General features: G+C 61.6%; 18 protein-coding genes and 1 tRNA gene. 11 read left to right on the top strand and 8 right to left on the bottom strand.

Annotation, left to right across the window (positions count from 1 at the left end):
• The first annotated feature begins 73 nt into the window (after positions 1 to 73).
• Both ACSC1P_RS11845 and ACSC1P_RS11840 read left to right on the top strand, forming a co-directional pair.
• Positions 74 to 694, top strand: coding sequence for a hypothetical protein (locus tag ACSC1P_RS11845; protein WP_435360391.1), 621 nt, complete (start codon positions 74 to 76; stop codon positions 692 to 694).
• On the top strand, positions 694 to 1,701 hold the full coding sequence (locus ACSC1P_RS11840) for a hypothetical protein (RefSeq protein ID WP_435360390.1): 1,008 nt from the start codon (positions 694 to 696) through the stop codon (positions 1,699 to 1,701). The genes ACSC1P_RS11845 and ACSC1P_RS11840 overlap by 1 nt, the downstream gene beginning before the upstream one ends.
• A gap of 17 nt (positions 1,702 to 1,718) precedes the next feature.
• On the opposite strand, the gene ACSC1P_RS11835 is transcribed toward ACSC1P_RS11840, so the two are convergent.
• The 6 genes from ACSC1P_RS11835 to ACSC1P_RS11810 all read right to left on the bottom strand — a co-directional run bounded on the left by ACSC1P_RS11835 (position 1,719) and on the right by ACSC1P_RS11810 (position 6,511).
• Positions 1,719 to 3,164, bottom strand: coding sequence for a hypothetical protein (locus ACSC1P_RS11835; RefSeq protein WP_435360389.1), 1,446 nt, complete (start codon positions 3,162 to 3,164; stop codon positions 1,719 to 1,721).
• Positions 3,165 to 3,688: 524 nt separating this feature from the next.
• Complete coding sequence (locus ACSC1P_RS11830; protein ID WP_435360388.1) at positions 3,689 to 5,302, bottom strand: DUF7845 domain-containing protein; 1,614 nt, start codon at positions 5,300 to 5,302, stop codon at positions 3,689 to 3,691.
• 73 nt (positions 5,303 to 5,375) lie between these two features.
• Entirely contained in the window at positions 5,376 to 5,702 is a 327-nt protein-coding gene (locus tag ACSC1P_RS11825; protein ID WP_435360387.1) for a hypothetical protein, read from the bottom strand.
• The gene (locus tag ACSC1P_RS11820; protein WP_435360386.1) at positions 5,695 to 5,880 is read right to left on the bottom strand and encodes a hypothetical protein; all 186 of its coding nucleotides are present in this window, start codon (positions 5,878 to 5,880) and stop codon (positions 5,695 to 5,697) included. Before ACSC1P_RS11820 ends, ACSC1P_RS11825 begins: the two co-directional genes overlap by 8 nt.
• Positions 5,880 to 6,158, bottom strand: coding sequence for a DUF7563 family protein (locus ACSC1P_RS11815; RefSeq protein ID WP_435360385.1), 279 nt, complete (start codon positions 6,156 to 6,158; stop codon positions 5,880 to 5,882). Before ACSC1P_RS11815 ends, ACSC1P_RS11820 begins: the two co-directional genes overlap by 1 nt.
• Positions 6,159 to 6,439: 281 nt before the next feature.
• Positions 6,440 to 6,511: transfer RNA gene (locus ACSC1P_RS11810), tRNA-Ala, on the bottom strand.
• 318 nt (positions 6,512 to 6,829) lie between these two features.
• Between ACSC1P_RS11810 and ACSC1P_RS11805 the strand changes: the two genes are divergently transcribed.
• From ACSC1P_RS11805 to ACSC1P_RS11790, 4 genes are read left to right on the top strand one after another with little or no spacing between them, the layout of a single operon-like run.
• A complete protein-coding gene (locus tag ACSC1P_RS11805; protein WP_435360384.1) occupies positions 6,830 to 7,297 on the top strand; it encodes a 30S ribosomal protein S15 in 468 nt (155 codons plus the stop codon).
• Positions 7,298 to 7,303: 6 nt separating this feature from the next.
• A complete protein-coding gene (locus ACSC1P_RS11800; protein WP_435360383.1) occupies positions 7,304 to 8,560 on the top strand; it encodes an exonuclease RecJ in 1,257 nt (418 codons plus the stop codon).
• Positions 8,557 to 8,799, top strand: coding sequence for a KEOPS complex subunit Pcc1 (locus tag ACSC1P_RS11795; RefSeq protein WP_435360382.1), 243 nt, complete (start codon positions 8,557 to 8,559; stop codon positions 8,797 to 8,799). Before ACSC1P_RS11800 ends, ACSC1P_RS11795 begins: the two co-directional genes overlap by 4 nt.
• A complete protein-coding gene (locus ACSC1P_RS11790) occupies positions 8,792 to 9,469 on the top strand; it encodes a 30S ribosomal protein S3ae (RefSeq protein ID WP_435360381.1) in 678 nt (225 codons plus the stop codon). Before ACSC1P_RS11795 ends, ACSC1P_RS11790 begins: the two co-directional genes overlap by 8 nt.
• A 41-nt stretch (positions 9,470 to 9,510) precedes the next feature.
• On the opposite strand, the gene ACSC1P_RS11785 is transcribed toward ACSC1P_RS11790, so the two are convergent.
• Positions 9,511 to 9,945, bottom strand: a complete 435-nt coding sequence (locus ACSC1P_RS11785) for a plastocyanin/azurin family copper-binding protein (RefSeq protein ID WP_435360380.1) — start codon at positions 9,943 to 9,945, stop codon at positions 9,511 to 9,513.
• Between the two features lie 91 nt (positions 9,946 to 10,036).
• Here ACSC1P_RS11785 and ACSC1P_RS11780 point away from each other — a divergent pair, with 91 nt between their 5' ends.
• The 4 genes from ACSC1P_RS11780 to ACSC1P_RS11765 are packed head-to-tail and all read left to right on the top strand — an operon-like array spanning position 10,037 to position 15,404.
• The gene (locus tag ACSC1P_RS11780) at positions 10,037 to 10,756 is read left to right on the top strand and encodes a protein sorting system archaetidylserine synthase (RefSeq protein ID WP_435360379.1); all 720 of its coding nucleotides are present in this window, start codon (positions 10,037 to 10,039) and stop codon (positions 10,754 to 10,756) included.
• A gap of 53 nt (positions 10,757 to 10,809) precedes the next feature.
• The gene (locus ACSC1P_RS11775) at positions 10,810 to 12,096 is read left to right on the top strand and encodes a HEAT repeat domain-containing protein (RefSeq protein ID WP_435360378.1); all 1,287 of its coding nucleotides are present in this window, start codon (positions 10,810 to 10,812) and stop codon (positions 12,094 to 12,096) included.
• Between the two features lie 51 nt (positions 12,097 to 12,147).
• Positions 12,148 to 13,803, top strand: coding sequence for a phospholipase D-like domain-containing protein (locus tag ACSC1P_RS11770; protein WP_435360377.1), 1,656 nt, complete (start codon positions 12,148 to 12,150; stop codon positions 13,801 to 13,803).
• A 41-nt stretch (positions 13,804 to 13,844) separates the two neighbouring features.
• Positions 13,845 to 15,404 (top strand): sensor histidine kinase, encoded by a 1,560-nt coding sequence (locus ACSC1P_RS11765; RefSeq protein ID WP_435360376.1) that lies wholly within the window; start codon positions 13,845 to 13,847, stop codon positions 15,402 to 15,404.
• Positions 15,405 to 15,435: 31 nt separating this feature from the next.
• Here ACSC1P_RS11765 and han read toward each other — a convergent pair whose 3' ends face one another.
• Positions 15,436 to 17,343, bottom strand: a complete 1,908-nt coding sequence (gene han, locus ACSC1P_RS11760; protein ID WP_435360375.1) for a Hef-associated nuclease — start codon at positions 17,341 to 17,343, stop codon at positions 15,436 to 15,438.
• 95 nt (positions 17,344 to 17,438) lie between these two features.
• On the opposite strand from han, the gene ACSC1P_RS11755 reads away from it, so the two are divergent.
• On the top strand, positions 17,439 to 17,936 hold the full coding sequence (locus ACSC1P_RS11755) for a Mov34/MPN/PAD-1 family protein (protein ID WP_435360374.1): 498 nt from the start codon (positions 17,439 to 17,441) through the stop codon (positions 17,934 to 17,936).
• Position 17,937 lies beyond the last annotated feature (1 nt).

The raw sequence follows: 17,937 nt of genomic DNA, 5'->3' as shown, positions 1-17,937 counted from the left end.
ACTCGAACTGTACTGAGTCTTTGAATGAATAGACTGATATACTTTCCATTGGAATGACTATTCTAACTATAAAATGACGCTCTCCGACCAGGACCGGGCGCATGCGACAGAGAAAGTTTCCCCTTTTACTGCCCAAAGCGGGTTGGACGATGATTTGCCTAACGTAATCTGGAATATGCTTAAGGAACTCGCGGACCGACCGATGGTTCCTGATGGTGTGAATCTGGGGAGACGTACAATATACGAGCTATGCGACCAGAGACCTATCGGTCCTGTAACTCTTGATATCGAACAACGACTTTTAGCAGAGTTGAGTGAGTATCCGTTCGAAGCACGTTATAACGAAGGACTTGGGGCTGATGATTTGAATCAAATTATTGATCGGCCTGAATGCTCGTTTCCCGCTGTCGAACTTGCAATCGAGATGTACGACCCTGACGGATACGATATCCAACCAGCTGGGCGCGGTACCGCCCGGCAGCTCAGGGTTTTAGTGTTGGCAGTGAACCACGAATCAGTATTGTACTACGACCCACTTCGATATGGAAAGGTCAACCGGGATCAGATAAGTGGAATCGAAACGTCTGAAATAGACAAGCAAGCCTTTGTCAAGGCATGGAAAGGCCGTTCCGAAACGACTAGTACTCTCTGGGTCGAAGAGACCGAACAGAGTCGCCTAATGGAGTTCAACTGATGGGCGAAGATTCAAATCAAAAAGAGTCGGAGCGGGTTATACCGGAGACAGTCAGAGTCGCCGCAACAGACGATGTCGAGGCACAGCGTGAGATGGTCAAACGACGACTCCAACAGGTCTACGGGAGTGGAACGTATCTTTCAGACTTCTACATCGCAGACTCCGGCTCACTCGCAATATCCATCGGGAATACTTTCCCGAAGGATGTCAGTGATTGTCGACCGAACCGTGATCGAGTCATAAAGTACATTGCCGTTGATGATATCGCAAAAATCTCAGGACAACGAGATGGAAGAGAGTACTATATCGACCTACCTTCACGACCGACTGTTGAGCAGGGATTCTTTGATGAACAAGAAAACCTCAGGGACGAACTTGATCAAGCTATGGCACGGGCAACATACGAGAAGATTGCTACAACGCCTGCTGTAGAAAACCAGCTTAATCCGATTAAACAGATTCTTCGCTGGACCCGACTTTATCAACCCGTTCCGTTCGATGAGGTACGGAAAGCACAGGACAAGAAGGGTGATAAGACACTCAAATACGTCCAGACGCTCGAAGAGCTGGGGTTTATCGAACTTCGGGATAAGCATATACATCCAAAGCGTCCTCTTGAGAAGTATGATTTAGGTGAGGTTCAAGGAGATGAATTCAATAAACAAATTCTTGGTGAGGTCATTGAGCAGGGATTTTACCGATTGAGTCGCGATCTTCAACTTGGCATTCTTAGGCACCTTCCGAAATTCGCCAACGGGTATTATGTAGCTGCACTTGAGGCGAACGAACCAGACCTTCACTTAGACATGGACACCATTCAGGAGAATATGGTTGACTGGTACGGCCAATCCGCTCGTTACCACAGATTCGAACTCCGTGACAAGCTTAGCTTCCTTGTCCGAAACAACATTCTTGAGCAGGAAGGAGACAAGAATGATGAGTCTGATCTATATTTCACTGCGAATCAAACAGTGTTCGACCAGATGAGCGCCACAGCATCCTTATAATTGCTATACACGACCTGTTAGCGCATTTCGGTTCCAATGCACTCAATAATGTCAGTTACTTCTTGCTCTTCCACAGCGAGTGGCTTCAGTTCCCTCTGGTAAGAGTCGTCGGGGGACCAATCTTGAAGTCGTGCCTCAAGTATCTCAATACGATCACCGCCCTCGTTGAGACACTTGAGAAGTGAGTCAGCGACTGTCTCTGGTCTTCTATCAAGTGCAATCGATAACTCTGAAATGATTACGATGTACCGATTAGTTGATTGGACATTTTTGACGTCAAGAGAAGAGGCTGCATGAATGAATTGTCTGTGTAATTCCGTCAGCAATGTCTGTTTGAGTGGTCCCGGATTCGGCTGTTCGTCAAATATCTCGAAGATGCCGGTCAGGTCAGTTTCCAACTGTCTAATAATCATATTGGCACGTTTGCGCTTGACTGGATTTGACAAGTCAGACACCCACACCTGTTCTAGAAGAACGACATAATTGGAAATGATGGCTGAGAAGAAAGTATTTCTCAACCCGCCCGACTCTGACTCCTCCTTGATTTCTAGCTTCTCTATTTGGCCCTCAACAAACTGCGCGTGATGTCGGATGACCAACGCTAGTGGAGAAGAACTATCGTGAACTGTGATTTCATCTGCGAATTGCTCGTACCCCGACAGCACCGACTGGTCGTTACCGTACTCGAAGGCTGCCGTAGTTAGATCGTACAAATGTTCGAGTTGTTCGATAGCTTTTGGAACCTCATTGGCACTCAGCAACGCACTCACGATATGTCGTTGGGCTATCGCCGTCCGTTTCACTCTAGACAGGGGTCCTTTTGCCCCATATTTCGCTGCAGTCGTCCAGTAATTCAATAATTTCTCGATGTCCAAGTCTTCGGTGTACGAAGCTGGACTCGGGCTGATGAATCCAGCCCCAATCACCACTGGTGGAGTAAGGAACCGATTTGTGACGCTCCAGAGTTGGTGAATCGCTTGTTGGGTGGTATACTCATCGTTATCATTGTGCGCCGCGACGAGAATCCGCTCGATAGTAAATAGTGGTGTACGCGTGGGTGGTGTTGGTTTGGATGGTTCTTCCGTTTTCGATTCGGTGAACGCTTGTCGAGAGACGCTTTTAGCGGTTCGTTCAAGCAGATGTTCCGGAGTGGTTAGTTCGGCCAACAGCTGACGTGCGATGAGCAGGGATAAAAGGGAAGCAGTCGTCAAACCCGCTCCGAGGCCCAACGGAGTGTTCCATCCAGCTGGAACATACGGTATTGTGCTCGGAAGAGACAACGTTTCCATGAGGTAGATATTAGTTAAGATTGCAAACGTGTAGTAAACAAGCAATGCCGCGAAACCACGTGATCTGCTCAGTTGCTCCAAGGTCAACGGTGTAAATTGCGCTGCGCTTACCTGTGAAGCGAGCACAAATATTGAAAATACGATGCCGACAAAAGCTCCTTGGACAGCTGCCATCGTTGCAAATGGTTGACTTCCAAGAGTTGTGTCCCGTGTGAGATATGCTAGTAGAAGTCCAGTAATCAAGGAGACAATGGTGATCCCAGTCAGAAGGAAGCGTTTGCGGGCCACGTGCTACCTGTGACTGTCGGTGGCTGTGGACTTATCGACTTTGGCTGATTACTCTAATTTCTACTCCCCAGTCAGAAGTATTCTATTCGGATAAGTAGAAGAGTAGTAGTGCCATATCTGGTTAGCTCAACAAACTCTAACTAGCACCATTTCAAGTGTTTCATGTGAAACCGCCGCTGTGGAGGTGGGGCGGGGCTGTGTATTTTTTTGGCCTTGTGGCCTTGGCCGCACTGTCCAAGGGGATGTTCCCGGTGGTCGGGAACGGAGCTGCCCCGAACGTCGTCGTCGAGGAACTCCACTGGAATCAGAGGACCAGTAAAACAACTACAGTCGTACTGAACGCAAACAGCCACAATCAGAGTTGTTGAAAAGAAGGTGCAGAAAAGAGATGCCTCTCAGCCGTCGGCGCGTTACCGGGCGAGCGCGCCGAACACCCCGCTGGTCTTCTCGCCGTCGACGACCGCGATGACGGACGAGCCGTAGAGGTCGACCACGTCGTAGCCGCTCTTGTGCCACGCCTTCCGACCCTCGGCGAGCACGTCGTCGATGCGCGGGTTGTTCGTCGACTTGAACTGCGAGAGCATCGTGTCGATGCGTACCGTCTGGACGCTCCCGTCGTCGTCGACCTCGACCTCGGCGCCATACTTGTTCATCCAGAGTTGGAACGCGCTGCTCGACGCCTGGCGTGCGTCCATCCCGAGAATCTTCGCCGCTCGGTCAGCAGCGCTCTTGACGTGGTGTTCGGCGGACTCGAGGATGGCCTTCAGCTCGTCGTGGAACTTGCGCGAGGCGAACGAGACAGTCCCGTTCTCGTTGTCGAGGACGGCACTGAGTCGCTGGAGTGCGCGGTAGATCGTGCTGACGCCGCGGCCGGTTCCCTCCGAAATCTCGGTGTAGTGTTGGCCGCCGCCGTCCGTGACGAGTTGCTCCAGGACGTCGACGTCGGCGTCGGTCATGTCCCGCAGCGACGTGACGAGGATGTGCTCCTGCTCGGCCTCGATCTGCGGCGTCGGGTCGTCGTACATCGCGATGCGGTCGTCGCGAGCCGTCGGCTCGAAGTGGTCGTCCGTGATGAACGTAGTCGCGTCAGGCTCGGTCGGGACGTTCCCCCAGGCGAGGAAGTTCAGCAGATTCTCCTCGATTTCCTGCTCGGCGTCGTCGAGGTCCGCCCAGGTGATGGGGTTGCCACCGTTCCGTTGCTGGTTGATGAGCACGCCGACCTTCGGGTGGTACAGCGGGTCTGTCGGGTCGCTGTGGACGTGCTTCGGGTGGTAGTGCTTGAACTGGAAGCCGTAGCGGTGGCGGGGAATCAGTTCGCGTGCGTCAGTCGGGCCGACCCAGAGTCTGTGCATATAGCCCTCGACCTTCTCGTTGTCCGCTTTGTACTCCGCCTTCGAGCCTTCGCGGTTCGCGAGCAGGTGCATGACCTTCATCATCGTCCCGCTGGCGAGGAGCTTCGAGGCCATCGAGCGCCGGATACGGACGTACCGTTCGTACGCGGTGACGCGCGAGTGCTGTGGGTGTGGCTCGTCGCGGAAGTAGCTCGACTTCATCGAGAGGCCAGCTTTCTGCGCGACCGCGTTGACGACGCCGTGGAGGAGCTTCGGAACTTCGCTGGGGTCGACGTTGCTGGCTTTCAGCTCGACGTCGAAGCCTTCCGTTCCGAATCGCTGCCACCAGCGCTGGCCGAAGCCGAGCGGTTCACCCGTATCGCGGTGTCGCATCCCGTGGAAGCGCGGCTCTATCATCGGGGTGAACTTGCGTTCGCCTTCGCCGCGACAGGTGAGGTCCCACGAGTACAGCGCGTTGCCGGCGATATCGTCGGTGGGTCGTGGTGCGATTCCGGTCTTCGAGTAGTTGCACTGGATGTCCCACGTCTCTCCGTCGATCTCCGTGGTGAACTCGGCGTAGCCGTCGAAGCGACCGATGATGGCCTTGGCGAGGAGCTGGTATGGTCCGAGCCCATACTGCGGGTACTTGAGGTACCCTTCGAGTTCGTGCGGGCTCGAGGTCGTCTGGCTCATCCGAGGACCACCCAGAGGAAGAGGGCGGTGGGCGTTCCGACGAGGAGCGCGAGCGCGAGCAGGAGCCGCGGCCTCACGCGGAATCACCTCGCCGGTACTGGTAACGACTTGGCCAGAGGTCGCGGTAATCCTCCAGGCGGAAGGTGTCGGCCTTCTCTATCTTCTTCTGCAGGTAGCGTTTCGTCTTCTGACGCGGCCAGGTCTCACGCCAGCAGAGCGCGCTGTGCTCGTTGACGAGGAGAACGTCGTATCGGTCTCTCCCCATCGAACGCGCGTAGGCAGTCAGTGGTCGGCTACCGAAGGGGACGGCGATGACGAGCCCCTTCTCGATGCTCGCGAAGAGGTCGGCGAACTGGATGCTCTCGGATTCCGGGTCCCAGCCGGGGTGCGAGCTACCCACCGTAACCACCTCTCGGGAGGTTCCGCGGGGTGTACTGTTTCTCGGCGGGATAGGCGGGCTGGCAGCCGATGCAGAGGACGAGGAAGTCAGCTTGGTTGCGGGCGTCGTCCCAGCCACGAACGTAGACTGTCTCGCGTGGGTGGGGAACAGATTCGCCGCAGGGGTCGCACCGCGGCATCAGTCAGCACCTCCGTCGGCGCGCGCCTCGACGAGTTGCTGGATACGCGGCGAGCGTTCGTCGGCTGAGACGCCGAAGCGTTCGGGCTGATCGAGTGGGTCGACGTGGTCTACCTCGCGTCCGGCTGCGCTGCCGTTGGCGAGTCGGCCGCGGGTGTCACAGTTCGGGCAGCGGTGGGCTCGGTTGTTTTCGTCACCGTGCGTGTGTGCGAAGCGTTTGGTGACGTGGCTGCCGCAGGTGAGGCACGACCGGCGGCTGGCGACGGCCAGCCGATTCATGGCCGACACACCCCGGCATCGAGGGCAGGACAGGCCTGACCTCTCTCGTGGATGACACAGCCGCAGAACTCACAGATGCGCAGTGACCGCTGGTCGGCGGTCTTGCTCACGCCAACCACCTCCCTCTACCGGAATCGCCAGACTGCGGCGACCCGCGTTCCGGTTTCTGTTGAACTCTCTTTGCTGAGGGAGGGTTCGAGAAGTGCCGAAATACAGATTTTGAGGAGTACGAAGGCTGGTGCTCCTGTTTAGTTTCCCCAGTTACGCCAGTAAAATTCTGATGGACTCGCCGGGATTTGAACCCGGGGCCTCTCCCATGCCAAGGGAGTGATCTACCTCTGATCTACGAGCCCTCGAACGCATTCAAATGTAGTGCAGGGGGTATTGATAAACCTCTCGAATCGATGTGCCGAAGACACCTGTTGCCGTGTCGGAGCTTCACACGAAACGGTGGTGTCTCTCCCGCACGCGAGGTGCGAGTAGAAACCCTTTAGTCTGCGCTTTGGAAAGGCACACGCGGGAACAGCACGGCCGTAAATCTGACTCGTCGGCGGGCTTCCGTCGACTTGGGATTACGGAGGTGCTCCCGGCAGCGTTGGCAGTCGCGTGACTGCCTCGGTACTGCCGGATTCGCCTGGCTGTTCGGTCTGTTGTTCCTATCCTCACAGACAATGGCGAGAATGCACACCCGCCGCCGCGGCAAGTCCGGTTCGGACCGACCCGCGACGGATGAGAACCCGGAGTGGAGTGACGTCGACGCCTCGGACGTCGAAGAGCGCGTCGTCGAACTAGCAGAGCAGGGTAACGACCCGTCCCAGATCGGGATGAAGCTGCGCGACGAGGGCGTGACTGGCACGCCGGTCCCCAACGTGAAGTTGGCGACGGGCAAGAAGGTCACCGAGATCCTCGACGAGCACGACGCGACCCCTGACCTGCCCGAAGACCTGCGCAACCTGATGGAGCGTGCTGTTCGCCTCCGTGACCACATGGAGGAGAACCAGCAGGACTTCCAGAACAAGCGCGCACTCCAGAACACGGAGTCGAAAGTCCGCCGTCTCGTCGCCTACTACCGTGGCGACGAGCTGGACGCCGACTTCGAGTACGACTACGAAGAAGTGAAAGAACTCCTCGAAGGCTGAACACCCATGTCGCACTCGGGTCGCACGGACGAACGGGCTGCAGACGGTGGGAGTGACATCGCTCCCGCCCTCGAACGAGCCTCGTTCGTCCAGTTAGTCGCACGCGCGGACGGTGATGCCGTCGCAGCCGCCGGATTGCTCGCGAGAGCACTGGCGGACGTTGGCACGCCGTTTCAGGTCAGTGTCGGCCGCACGGTGGCCGACCGGACCGAGCGCGTCGCCGACGTTGACGACGGCGCAGTCGCGCTTGTCGTCGGTGCGTCGGATTCAGACGCCCGCCACCTCGACCCGGCCGACGAGTCGGCGAGTGTGGCGGCGTGGCGACTGGCGAGCGACATCGGTGGCGCACCCGATTCGGTGCTGGCGTTGGCAGGCGCGGTCGCGGCGGGCGTGACGCCCGGCGCAGGGGCGACGGAACGACTGGTCGAGGCCGCAGAGACGAGCGGTCGCCTGCGCAGGCGACCGGGCGTCGCGGTCCCGACCGACGACGAGCGAGCAGGACTCGCCGGGTCGACGCTGTTACACGCGTCGTTCTCCGGTGACGACGACGAGACGCGGGCGATGCTGGCCGAACTCGACCTCGACGACGAAGACGCAGACGACGAGACTGACGATGACGACGAGTACGATGCTGAGACTGTCGCCGACGAGTCTGTTGGTGACGACGAGACGCAGGCAGTCGAGTTAGACGACGATGCGCGACGCACACTGGCGTCGCGCTGTGCGGTCGAGACGGTCGGTGCCCCAGATGCGACGCCCCGGTCGGGCGAGGTGCTCGACCGGGCGCTTCGCCCCTACGCGACCCCGGAGGGACCGTTCGCCACAGTCGGCGGTCTCGCGGACGTGCTGGACTGTGTGGCCCAGAACGCGCCCGGAACGGGCGTGGCGCTGGCCCTCGGTCACGACGTGCGCGAGGCGGCGCTGGCAGCGTGGCGAGAGACGGCGACTGCGGCTCACGAAGCCGTGCGCGAGGCGACGACTGGTCGCTACGACGGTGTGTACGTCGCGCGCGTGGACGAGGGAGCCCCAGTCGCGGTCACGGCCCGACTGGTGCGCGATTTTCGCGCACCGGAACCGGTCGCGCTGGTCGTCGGCGACGACGAAGCTGCGGCGGCCGCAGTCTCTGACTGCGACCTCGCGGGCGTCATGTCGCGGACGGTCACCCAGACCGGCGGTGCCGCCGACGGCACGCCCCGAACCGGCTACGCCACCTACGAGTGCGAGACACGGGCGTTCATCAACGCTTTCAGGGAGGCAGTATGACGCGACGAGCGACGATTCGAACCGAGCACGACCGCCCGGATATCGTGGCGGCCGCCATCGGTCCGGACAACACGACCGAGATGCAGACGACGGTCGAAGACGGCACGGTGGTCACGCGCATCGAGCGCGAGGCGACTGGTGGCCTGCAGTCGACCGTCGACGACTACGTCGTGAACGTCGACATCGCGTCCAGAGTGGTACAGCACGCAGACCGACAGAAACCAGATAATCATGAGTGAACGATCCGTTTCCCGCAAGAAGGAGCAAAAGCGGTGGTACACCCTGCACGCTCCGGAACAGTTCGACCGGAAAGAGCTGGGAACCACACCCGCAGACGAACCGGAGAAGGTGCTCGACCGCACCATCGAAACCACGCTCGGCGACCTCACGGAGAACGCCAGCGAGAACAACACCAAGCTGACGTTCAAGGTCAACGACGTCGGCAGCGACGCCGCGTACACGGAGTTCGTCCAGCACGAACTCACCCGAGACTACCTGCGTAGTCTCGTCCGCCGCGGTGCGTCCAAGGTCGACGCGCACGTCACCGTGCTCACGACCGACGACTACCGTGTCCAGGTCCAGCCTGTCGCCTTCACCACGAAGAAGGCCGACCACAGCCAGGAGCGCGCAATCCGCAAGGAGATGACGCAGATCGTCCGCGAGGCAGCCCGCGAACACACGTTCGAGGACCTCGTCGACTCCGTCGTCGAAGGGCGTCTCTCCTCCGCCATCTACGGCGAGGCGAAGACCATCTACCCGCTGCGCCGCGTCGAGATTCAGAAGGCATCTCTCGAAGCGCGACCGTCCGAGGTCGCCGCCGAGGAAGAGGCCGCAGTCGACGTCGACGAAGAAGACGTCGACACCGAGGCCGTCGACGTCGAGACCGACGCCGACGAAGACGAAGAGTAAGTCGGAGTCGCAGTCGGCCAGTGGCCGACCGATTCGACTCGTTATTTTTCGACGATAACCCGCCCAGTCATCCCGCCGCGTTCGTGCGGCACGCAGACGTAGTTGTACGTCCCGGCGACGTCGAACGTGTGCTCGAACGATTCGCCAGAGGGGATGGCCCCGCCGCGTTTGTTCGCCCACGCGTCACGCGCGGCCTGTTCGGAGTCGTAGCCACCGGAGGCGAAGAATTCTGCGGACTCCGGGATGGCGCTCCCGTAGGCCGTGACGGTGTGGGCCTTGCTGGAGGTGTTCTTCCACGTGACGGTCTCGCCGACGCTGACCGTGAACTCGGTGGGGCGAAACGAACTCGCGGCCATGCCGATGTCACAGTTCTCACCGCAGGTGTTTCGAGTGCCTGCGGTGAGCGCGAGGCAACCCGAGAGGCCGGCGAGCGTCGACGTAGAGCCTACCGCGGCCAGAAAGGTGCGGCGCTTCATGTGCGGGCGTTGGGAACTGGGGGGTATAATCGACTCGGTCCGTGTCCGGCAACCGAAAGAGCGTAAAAGGGGAAGAGCCAACCCCGGTGATATGCTGCCACGGTTCGTCGGCCGACTGAGTCTCGCGGACGCGGTGACCGCCGCGAACGCCGCACTGGGGTTCGTCGCGGTGGTCGTCGCGACGCAGGACCCAGAGTTGGCCGCGCGCCTCATCCTACTCGCGGGCATCGCCGACGGACTCGACGGTGTCGTGGCCCGCTACTCCGGTGGGTCGGCCGTCGGCCCGTACCTCGACTCGCTGGCGGACGTGGCCTCGTTCTCGGTCGCGCCCGCGGTCCTCGTCTACGCGACGGTGACCGCGAACGCGGCCATCGCGTTCGATGCAGTGACACTCGGTGACGCACTCACGCTCGCGCTGCCAGCCCTGTTCGTCGCCATGGGCGTGATTCGCCTCGGGATGTACACCGCATACGACACGGCGGACGAGTACACCGAGGGTGTTCCGACGACGCTCGCCGCGACGATACTCGCCGCAGCAGTCCTCTGTGGCGTCACGAAAGGGGCCTACCTGCTGGTCGGCACCGCCGCGTTCGCCTACCTGATGGTGTCGACGATTCGGTACCCAGACCTGCTCGCGCGCGACGCCCTCTTGATGGGCGTCGTCCACGCGCTCGCCGTCTTGTTCCCGTATGCGTACGGTCGTACCTTCCCGTGGGCCATCCTCACGCTCGCACTGGCGTACCTGCTGGCCGGGCCGTGGTTCTACTGGCGCGGTGGGCGGGTGCTATCGAAATGGTATGGAAACGCTTAGGAACACGCTGGCCCGAGATTCCCGCATGAACCAACCGGCAACGGGGGCCACCCATGAGTGAAGACGACGCCGATGCCGACGAGTCGGAGCAGACCGAGGAACTCGAAACGACGGAGGAGGTGACCGTCGAGTCGCTGCAGGAGCGACTTGACGCCGCCGCCGAGGACCTCGAAGCCGCCGAGACCGAGGCCGACCTCGACGACGTCGAGTCGGACCTCGACGACATCGAAGGCGACCTCGAAGACGCCGACCTCCCGGAAGCGGAGGACGACGACGAGGAGGACCCGGCCGACGAACTTTCGTCCCAGCTCTCTGACCTCCAGGACGAACTCGAATCCCAGCGCGGCCCGTACGCCGAGGACGTCTGTGACAACATCACGGACGCCCAGAGCACGGTCGCGGACACGCGCTGGACCGAAGACGGCGAAGCGCAGGTCCTCGACGCGGTCGAGACGTTCCTCGCGCACGAGGACATCGGTGTGAACGAGACCGTCTCCGACACCGACGAAGCGGCCGAGATGCTCGGCGAGGCGGAGACGGTCGTCGCTGCACAGGACCTCGACGCGGACGAGGACACGGAGACGATTCAGCGACTCCTCGACGCGAGCGAAGAACTCCTGGCAGAAATCGAAGATGCCGAGGAGTGGGACGACCTCTCCGTACAGGAACAGCTCGCGTGGCACGGCTTCTACGACGTGCTCGACCACCGCAAGGACTTCCCCCCGGAGTGGCACGCCATCAAGGTGTTCGAACGCGAGATGCAGGCCGACAAGATTCTCGTCGGCCTCGACACGTTCGAATCGGACTTCATGCAAGAACACTGCATGGAGTCGCTCGCACGTCTCGGCCCGGAGGAAGCCGTCGAACCGATGATGAACCTCGCCAACCGGCGCGACAAGCAGGCCATCACGGTTCTCGGCAAAATCGGCTCCGAGGAACCCGTCGAGACGCTGGTCGAGTACGCCGACGCGGACTCCGACCCGGCGCTCCAGAAGGTCACGTTCCGCGCACTGGGCGAAATCGGCTCGACCGACGCGGTCCAGCCCATCGCGAACAAACTCGACTCCGACAACCCCATCATCCGGTCGCAGGCCGCCCGGGCGCTGGGTCTCATCGGTGACACCCGCGCCGTGAAACCGCTCGGGAACGTCCTCGACGAGGACGAAGAGGACACGGTCCGCGCGAGCGCCGCGTGGGCACTGAACCAGGTCGGCACGGAAGACGCGCTCGAGACGGCCGCCGCCTACAGCGACGATCGCTCGTTCATCGTGCAGGACGAAGCCTCGAAAGCCGCCGAGGCGACCGAGTCCGACGACGCCGCCGCAGAGCCGACGGCGTAAGGACTGACCGCACACCCAGACTTTTTGTGCGAACAGGCGGCCAGAGCCGCCGTGTTTCGGAGTAGCGTCGCAGTAGTCCTCGCCATCGGTGTGCTGACCGGGAGCCTGCTCGTCGGCATCGTGGGGGCCGGTGCGGCGGTCACTCCGACGGCCGACACGACAGCCGAGAACGGCCACGCAGTCGAGTCGGTCGCCACGGAACCGAACGCCTCGCTCGTCGCCGTCGCACCGAACCCGGTCGCGTCGGCCGACGAGGGTGAGTACGTCGTCGTCGCGTTCGCAGGTGAGACGAACCTCGCGGGCTGGACGCTCGGCGACGACGAGACGACCGCCACGCTCGGGAATCGAACTGTTTCGGGCCACGTGGCGTTCAGCGCGTCTCCCACTGCGGTTCCCACGGACGCTGCCGACGTGACGGTCGGTGTGGCTGGCTTCCCCGAACTGGCGAACTCCGGGGAGCCACTGACACTCGCGTACCACGGAGCAGTCGTCGACACGCTGCGATTCGAAAACGCGCCGGCCGGCGAACGCTGGAACGGCGAGCGCTGGCGACCCCGCGGTGCGACCGACTTCGAGCCTGTCGTGACCGGCAGCACGCGCGTCGACGCGTTCGTCATGCCGGATACCGCAGTCCCGCTCGATGCGGTTCGCACGGCCGAAGCGCGAATCCGACTCGCCGGCTACACATACTCTTCACAGCGTGTCACCGACGCCCTCGTCACGGCCGCCGAGCGTGGCGTCTCGGTCCGAGTGCTGGTCGACGGCGACCCAGTCGGCGGGACGAGCGAGCGACAGGTCGCCGCACTCGACCAACTCGTCGATGCCGGTGTCTCAGTTCGCGTGGTCGGCGGCGAGGCGGCTCGGTATCACTACCACCACGCGAAGTACGTCGTCGCCGACGACCGGGCCCTCGTCCTCACCGAGAACTGGAAACCGTCAGGCAGCGGCGGCCGGGCGAATCGCGGCTGGGGCGTCGCCGTGCGGGGCGATGCGACGGGCGCGCTCGCCGACCTGTTCGCCGCCGACTGGCAGGCACACGACGCGATTCCGTGGCGCGACTACCGCGAAACCGTCGACCCGGTGGCGGGCGAAGTGGCCACCGGCGACTACCCGAGCGAACGCGAAGCGAAATCGGTCACGGTCGACCGAATCACCGTTCTCGCCGCACCAGACAACGCCGAAGCGTCGATGACGGCCCTCGTCCGCAACGCGACCGACTCGGTTCGCGTCGAACAGATGGCCGTCGAGGGCGTCGAAACACCATTGATGCAGGCGACGCTCGACGCAGCACGAAACGGAACCCGTGTGCGAGTCCTCCTCAGTTCGGCGTGGTACGCCGAGGAGGAGAACGGCCGCGTCGTCGACCGATTGAACGCCATCGCCGACCGTGAAGACCTCGCACTCGACGCTCGCCTCGTCGACCCGGACGGGCGGTTCGAGAAGATTCACGCGAAGGGCGTCGTCGTCGATAGTCGACACGTCGTCGTCGGAAGCGTCAACTGGAACCGCCACTCGCTCCGCGAGAACCGCGAGGTCGCGCTCGTGCTGACAGGCGAGGAGGTCGGTGCCTACTACGCAGCGGCGTTCGATTCCGACTGGTCCGGCGGTGCCCCTGACGACGATGTACCACCAGTTCTGCTCGGTGCTGCAGTCGTCGTAGTCGTCGCCGTGGTGGCACTGCTGCGAGGAAGTGTCGAGTTCGAATAACTTTCCGGACACCTCAAACCCGGTGACGGCCTCCTATACGCATGGAATCGACCGGTGACCGACGAAAAGACTTTCAGTTGATTCACGAGGTTGCCGAGGCGGTTTCGGAGGCTCCCTCGCTCGAATCTGCCCTCCTCGGAACCATCGAACTCGTTTGTAAACGAACCGAATGGCGGTACGGGGAGGTATGGCTCCCAAACGAAGACGGCGACAAACTCGTCCCGAGCAAGGCGTGGTACGGAAGAGGGAAGGGCATCGACGGGTTCCGCGCCGCCACGGAGAACCTCTCGTTCGACAAGGGCGTCGGCCTCCCCGGGCGGGTCTGGGAAGCCCGTGATATCGAGTGGGTGAAAGACGTCTCGTCGGATACGACCGACCTCTCCCTCCGACGAAGTGCGGCCAGTGCCGCGAACTTCCACGCCGCCATCGCGGTCCCGATTATTGCGAACGACGACGTCGTCGCCGTCCTCTCGTTCTTCCTCGGCGAACCGAAAGAATCCGATACGAGACACGTCGCACTCGTCTCGACGATCGCGATTCTCGGCGGTCTGTTCCTTCGGAAACGACAGCTAGAGGTGGTCAAAGAGGAGAGAGAGGCCTACAAGCGGCGGTTCGAGTCACATCCCGTCGGCGTCCTCGTGTTCGAACCGGACGGCACCATCATCGATGCGAATCCGCAGGCGTCCGATGTACTTCAGTTAGACATCGACGAGTTGCTCGGTACGAAGTTATCCCAGACACCACTGAAGATGTTCGACTGGGATGGCGACCCGATACCACCACACGAGACGCCCATCACCGAGGTCGTCGCGACTGGAAAGTCGATTCAGGGCCGCCAACTCGGCGTCCACACACCCGGTGACGACCGCTGGCTCCTCGTCAACGCCGCGCCGGTGACGAACCGTGACGGGAACGTCGAACAGGTCATCGTCGTCGTCGAAGACCGAACCAGCAAATACACCTGGGAGCGCGAAATCGAGCGACAGAACGAACGCCTCACCCGATTTGCGAGTGTCGTCTCCCACGACCTCCGGACGCCGCTCTCGACGGCTGCCACTGCGCTCCAGTTGGCCAAGCAGGACTGTGAGAGTGAGCACCTCGATACCGCCGAGCGCGCGATGGGTCGGATGGACGTCATCATCGACGACGTGCTCACGCTCGCCAAAGAGGGGAAACGCGTCATCCAGACGGAACAGGTTCCACTGGCGACCGTCGCAGGAAACGCGTGGGAGAACGTCGCTGCGCCGAAGGCGACGCTCGAAACCATCGGAAAACCGACCATCGTCGGTGACCCTGACCGGCTGGAACGAATGCTAGAGAACCTGTTCCGAAACGCCGTCGAACACGGGGATGATGACGTGACGGTCCGTGTCGGAAATCTCGAACCGAACGGATTCTACGTCGAGGACGACGGTCCCGGTATCCCCGAGAACGAACGCGAGCGCGTCTTCGAGACGGGCTACACGACGCGGGAGTCCGGCGCTGGATTCGGTCTCTCTATCGTCCGGGAAATCGCGTACGCACACGACTGGGACATCGAAGTGATGGCGGGCGAGTCGGGTGGCGCACGCTTCGAGATTCGACCAGCGAAAGCGACGTAGGAGAGAATCGGGAACCGTCGCAGTCGTCTGCTCAGTCGTCGGAGAGGACCGACGCAGAACTGAGGTCTTCGTCGATGTCCGCTTCTGCCATCTTCTCGACGAGTGAGTCGATGACTTCCTCGCGGCGGCCCTTCACGAACTTGATGGAGCCGACGACGAGGTGGCCGCCACCGGAGACGCCACCGCCGACGATCTCTTCTTGCAGGTCGGTGACCATCTGCGGGATGTCGAGGCGGACGCCGTCGGAGCGGAGCACGGCGAAGTCCGGGCCGTACCCGATGGTGATGACGGGGTCGCCCGTCTCTTTGACCTTCGCGTCGTGAATCTCGCCCGTGGTCTTGCCGGGTGCGGGGTAGGTGAAGCGGTGGGCGTAGTTCTCCACGTCGAGGCGGTAGAGGTGTGCGCCGTTCGCGAGGTCCTCGGATTCGAGGTGAGGCATCGCGGCGTCGAGCTGGTCCGACACTTCGTCGCGGGCGCGCTCTGCGAGGAAGTCCACGAGTTCTGTGTGGCGGTCACGGTCGTCACAGCCGACGTTTAGCACATCGTTGATGAGGTGACGGCCAGAGTCGTAGCGCAGCCAGTGCGCAGTGTAGTCGAGTGCCTCGCTGATGTCCTGGAGGTCGTCCTCAGTGTAGCCCTCTTCGCTCGCGAGTCCGAGGTACTCGTCCATGACTTCGGCTTTCGAGCGGTCCGACAGGCCCGCGACGGCGGGGACGTGACGGAGTTCCTCGGTCATGTCCGGGTAAATCATCCGCGCGAGTTCGACGCACATCATGCCGGTCGTGATGCGGTAGTCCTCGTCGTACAGGTACGGGTTGACGTGGGCGTCGAGGAGCGGTTCGACCGCTTCCGGGTCCGGGTGGTGGTGGTCGAGCGCGACGATGGGGATGTCGTAATGCGCGAGCGTTTCGTAGGCCGGCACGTCCTCGGCCGTCGACCCGTTGTCGAGCATGAGGACGAGCGGAAGCTGCTGGCCGTGCTTCTCGCGGTCTTCGAGTGCGTAGTTCAGGTCACGCGTCGCGTCCTCCATCTCGTAGAACGGGGCCTTCGAGGGGAGTCGCTTGAACAGGTGGCGCGGTCCGTCGGGGTCCTCGTGGACTTCCGCGATGAAGCGCTCGATGGCCTGCTGGACCGGAACCGCGGCGCACATCCCGTCACCGTCGGCGTGATGTCGAACGCGGATGGGGCGACCCTCGATGACGGTCTTGCGCAGGAGCCGGGCGACCTCACGGAGGTCCTCGCGGAGCTTTTCGAACGCGTCCCACTCGACGAGCGGGTCGACCTCGTGCGGTTCTGCCCACTCCGCGAGCGCGCTGTCGAGGCTCTGTCGGGCAGTGTCCTCCTCCTCACCTTCCAGCACGGTCAGCGAGCCGACTTCGAGCTGGATGGCGTCGTCGCGGGACTCGACGATGCCGGTCACGCGGACCACGTCGTCGATCTCGACTTCTGGGAAGGCACGGACGCCCGCGGCTTCGAAGGCCGCTGCGGGAACGACGCCGTGCTCGTCACGAATCTGGAAGATGGTCGGACCGCCGGTCTGCTTAATCTGCGTGACGACACCTTCGACGTGGACCTGCTCGCCGAGGTTGGTGTCGAGGGCCGTCGTCGCCGTCGTCCGGTAGTCGTGTGCGATCGCTTCGACTTCGTAGTCGTCGACGTCGACCGGAATCAACGAGATGTCGCCGTTTTCGCGGACGTTCTCGAGTTCGACGACGAGTTCGTCGCCGACGGCGAACGTGCCGCTGAGGTTCGATTCGTGGACGAGACCGGAGACTGCATCAGAGAGGTCGACGAAGACGCCGTATTCGACGATACCGTTGACGGTTGCGAGATAGGGCGTGTCCGCCTCGACGTCGTCGACCGTACAGTCGGGCGCTAAATCGTATACGACGGTCGTGTCACCGTCGTCGTCGGCGCTGCCGACGGAGTCGGATGTCATTGTTACGGGACTGTTTGGAACGACCGCGTATAACGCTTATCAAGACGAACGCAGGTTTCGGAACGTTTAGCACCGCCGAGGCGTGAGAGTGGCCTATGGGACTGTTCGACCGGTTTTTCCAGCGTGAGGCGGTCGTGGGCATCGCCCGCGACACCATCGAGTTCGCGCTCGAAGCCGCCGAAGACACGCACCCCAACGAGTACATGGGGATGCTCCGGGGTACGAGCGCGGACCAACTCGGCCTCGACGTGGACGGACAGGTCGTCACCGACGTGCTCGTCATCCCCGGCACCCGGTCGAACCCGGTCAGCGCGACGGTCCAGACGAACATGATTCCGAACGACATGCGCGCGCTCGGGAGCATCCACTCCCACCCGAACGGCGTCCTCAGGCCGAGCGACGCCGACCTCGCCACGTTCGGGAGCGGCACCGCCCACATCATCATGGGCGCACCCTACCGCGAGGGCGATTGGCGCGCGTTCGACCAGTACGGCGACCCGCGTGAGTTGCCCGTGCTTGACGTCGACCTTCCGGACCCCGCAGAGTTCTTCGACTTCACGCAGGCGGACATCGACGCGGAGTTGCGAGATTGAT

Origin of the sequence: Haloarchaeobius caseinilyticus (genome assembly GCF_051207395.1) — an archaeon.
Classification (GTDB): domain Archaea; phylum Halobacteriota; class Halobacteria; order Halobacteriales; family Natrialbaceae; genus Haloarchaeobius.
The sequence above is the reverse complement of the archived record's forward strand: the minus strand, read 5'-3'. Positions and strand labels throughout refer to the sequence as shown.

Coding starts and splice junctions, on each gene's coding strand:
- ACSC1P_RS11790 (WP_435360381.1), top strand. CDS start 8,792: ATGAGTGAACGATCCGTTTCCCGCAAGAAGGAGCAAAAGCGGTGGTAC.
- ACSC1P_RS11815 (WP_435360385.1), bottom strand. CDS start 6,158: ATGAATCGGCTGGCCGTCGCCAGCCGCCGGTCGTGCCTCACCTGCGGC.
- ACSC1P_RS11835 (WP_435360389.1), bottom strand. CDS start 3,164: ATGGCAGCTGTCCAAGGAGCTTTTGTCGGCATCGTATTTTCAATATTT.
- ACSC1P_RS11780 (WP_435360379.1), top strand. CDS start 10,037: ATGCTGCCACGGTTCGTCGGCCGACTGAGTCTCGCGGACGCGGTGACC.
- han (WP_435360375.1), bottom strand. CDS start 17,343: ATGACATCCGACTCCGTCGGCAGCGCCGACGACGACGGTGACACGACC.
- ACSC1P_RS11765 (WP_435360376.1), top strand. CDS start 13,845: ATGGAATCGACCGGTGACCGACGAAAAGACTTTCAGTTGATTCACGAG.
- ACSC1P_RS11775 (WP_435360378.1), top strand. CDS start 10,810: ATGAGTGAAGACGACGCCGATGCCGACGAGTCGGAGCAGACCGAGGAA.
- ACSC1P_RS11845 (WP_435360391.1), top strand. CDS start 74: ATGACGCTCTCCGACCAGGACCGGGCGCATGCGACAGAGAAAGTTTCC.
- ACSC1P_RS11785 (WP_435360380.1), bottom strand. CDS start 9,945: ATGAAGCGCCGCACCTTTCTGGCCGCGGTAGGCTCTACGTCGACGCTC.
- ACSC1P_RS11840 (WP_435360390.1), top strand. CDS start 694: ATGGGCGAAGATTCAAATCAAAAAGAGTCGGAGCGGGTTATACCGGAG.
- ACSC1P_RS11830 (WP_435360388.1), bottom strand. CDS start 5,302: ATGAGCCAGACGACCTCGAGCCCGCACGAACTCGAAGGGTACCTCAAG.
- ACSC1P_RS11805 (WP_435360384.1), top strand. CDS start 6,830: ATGGCGAGAATGCACACCCGCCGCCGCGGCAAGTCCGGTTCGGACCGA.
- ACSC1P_RS11795 (WP_435360382.1), top strand. CDS start 8,557: ATGACGCGACGAGCGACGATTCGAACCGAGCACGACCGCCCGGATATC.
- ACSC1P_RS11755 (WP_435360374.1), top strand. CDS start 17,439: ATGGGACTGTTCGACCGGTTTTTCCAGCGTGAGGCGGTCGTGGGCATC.
- ACSC1P_RS11800 (WP_435360383.1), top strand. CDS start 7,304: ATGTCGCACTCGGGTCGCACGGACGAACGGGCTGCAGACGGTGGGAGT.
- ACSC1P_RS11820 (WP_435360386.1), bottom strand. CDS start 5,880: ATGCCGCGGTGCGACCCCTGCGGCGAATCTGTTCCCCACCCACGCGAG.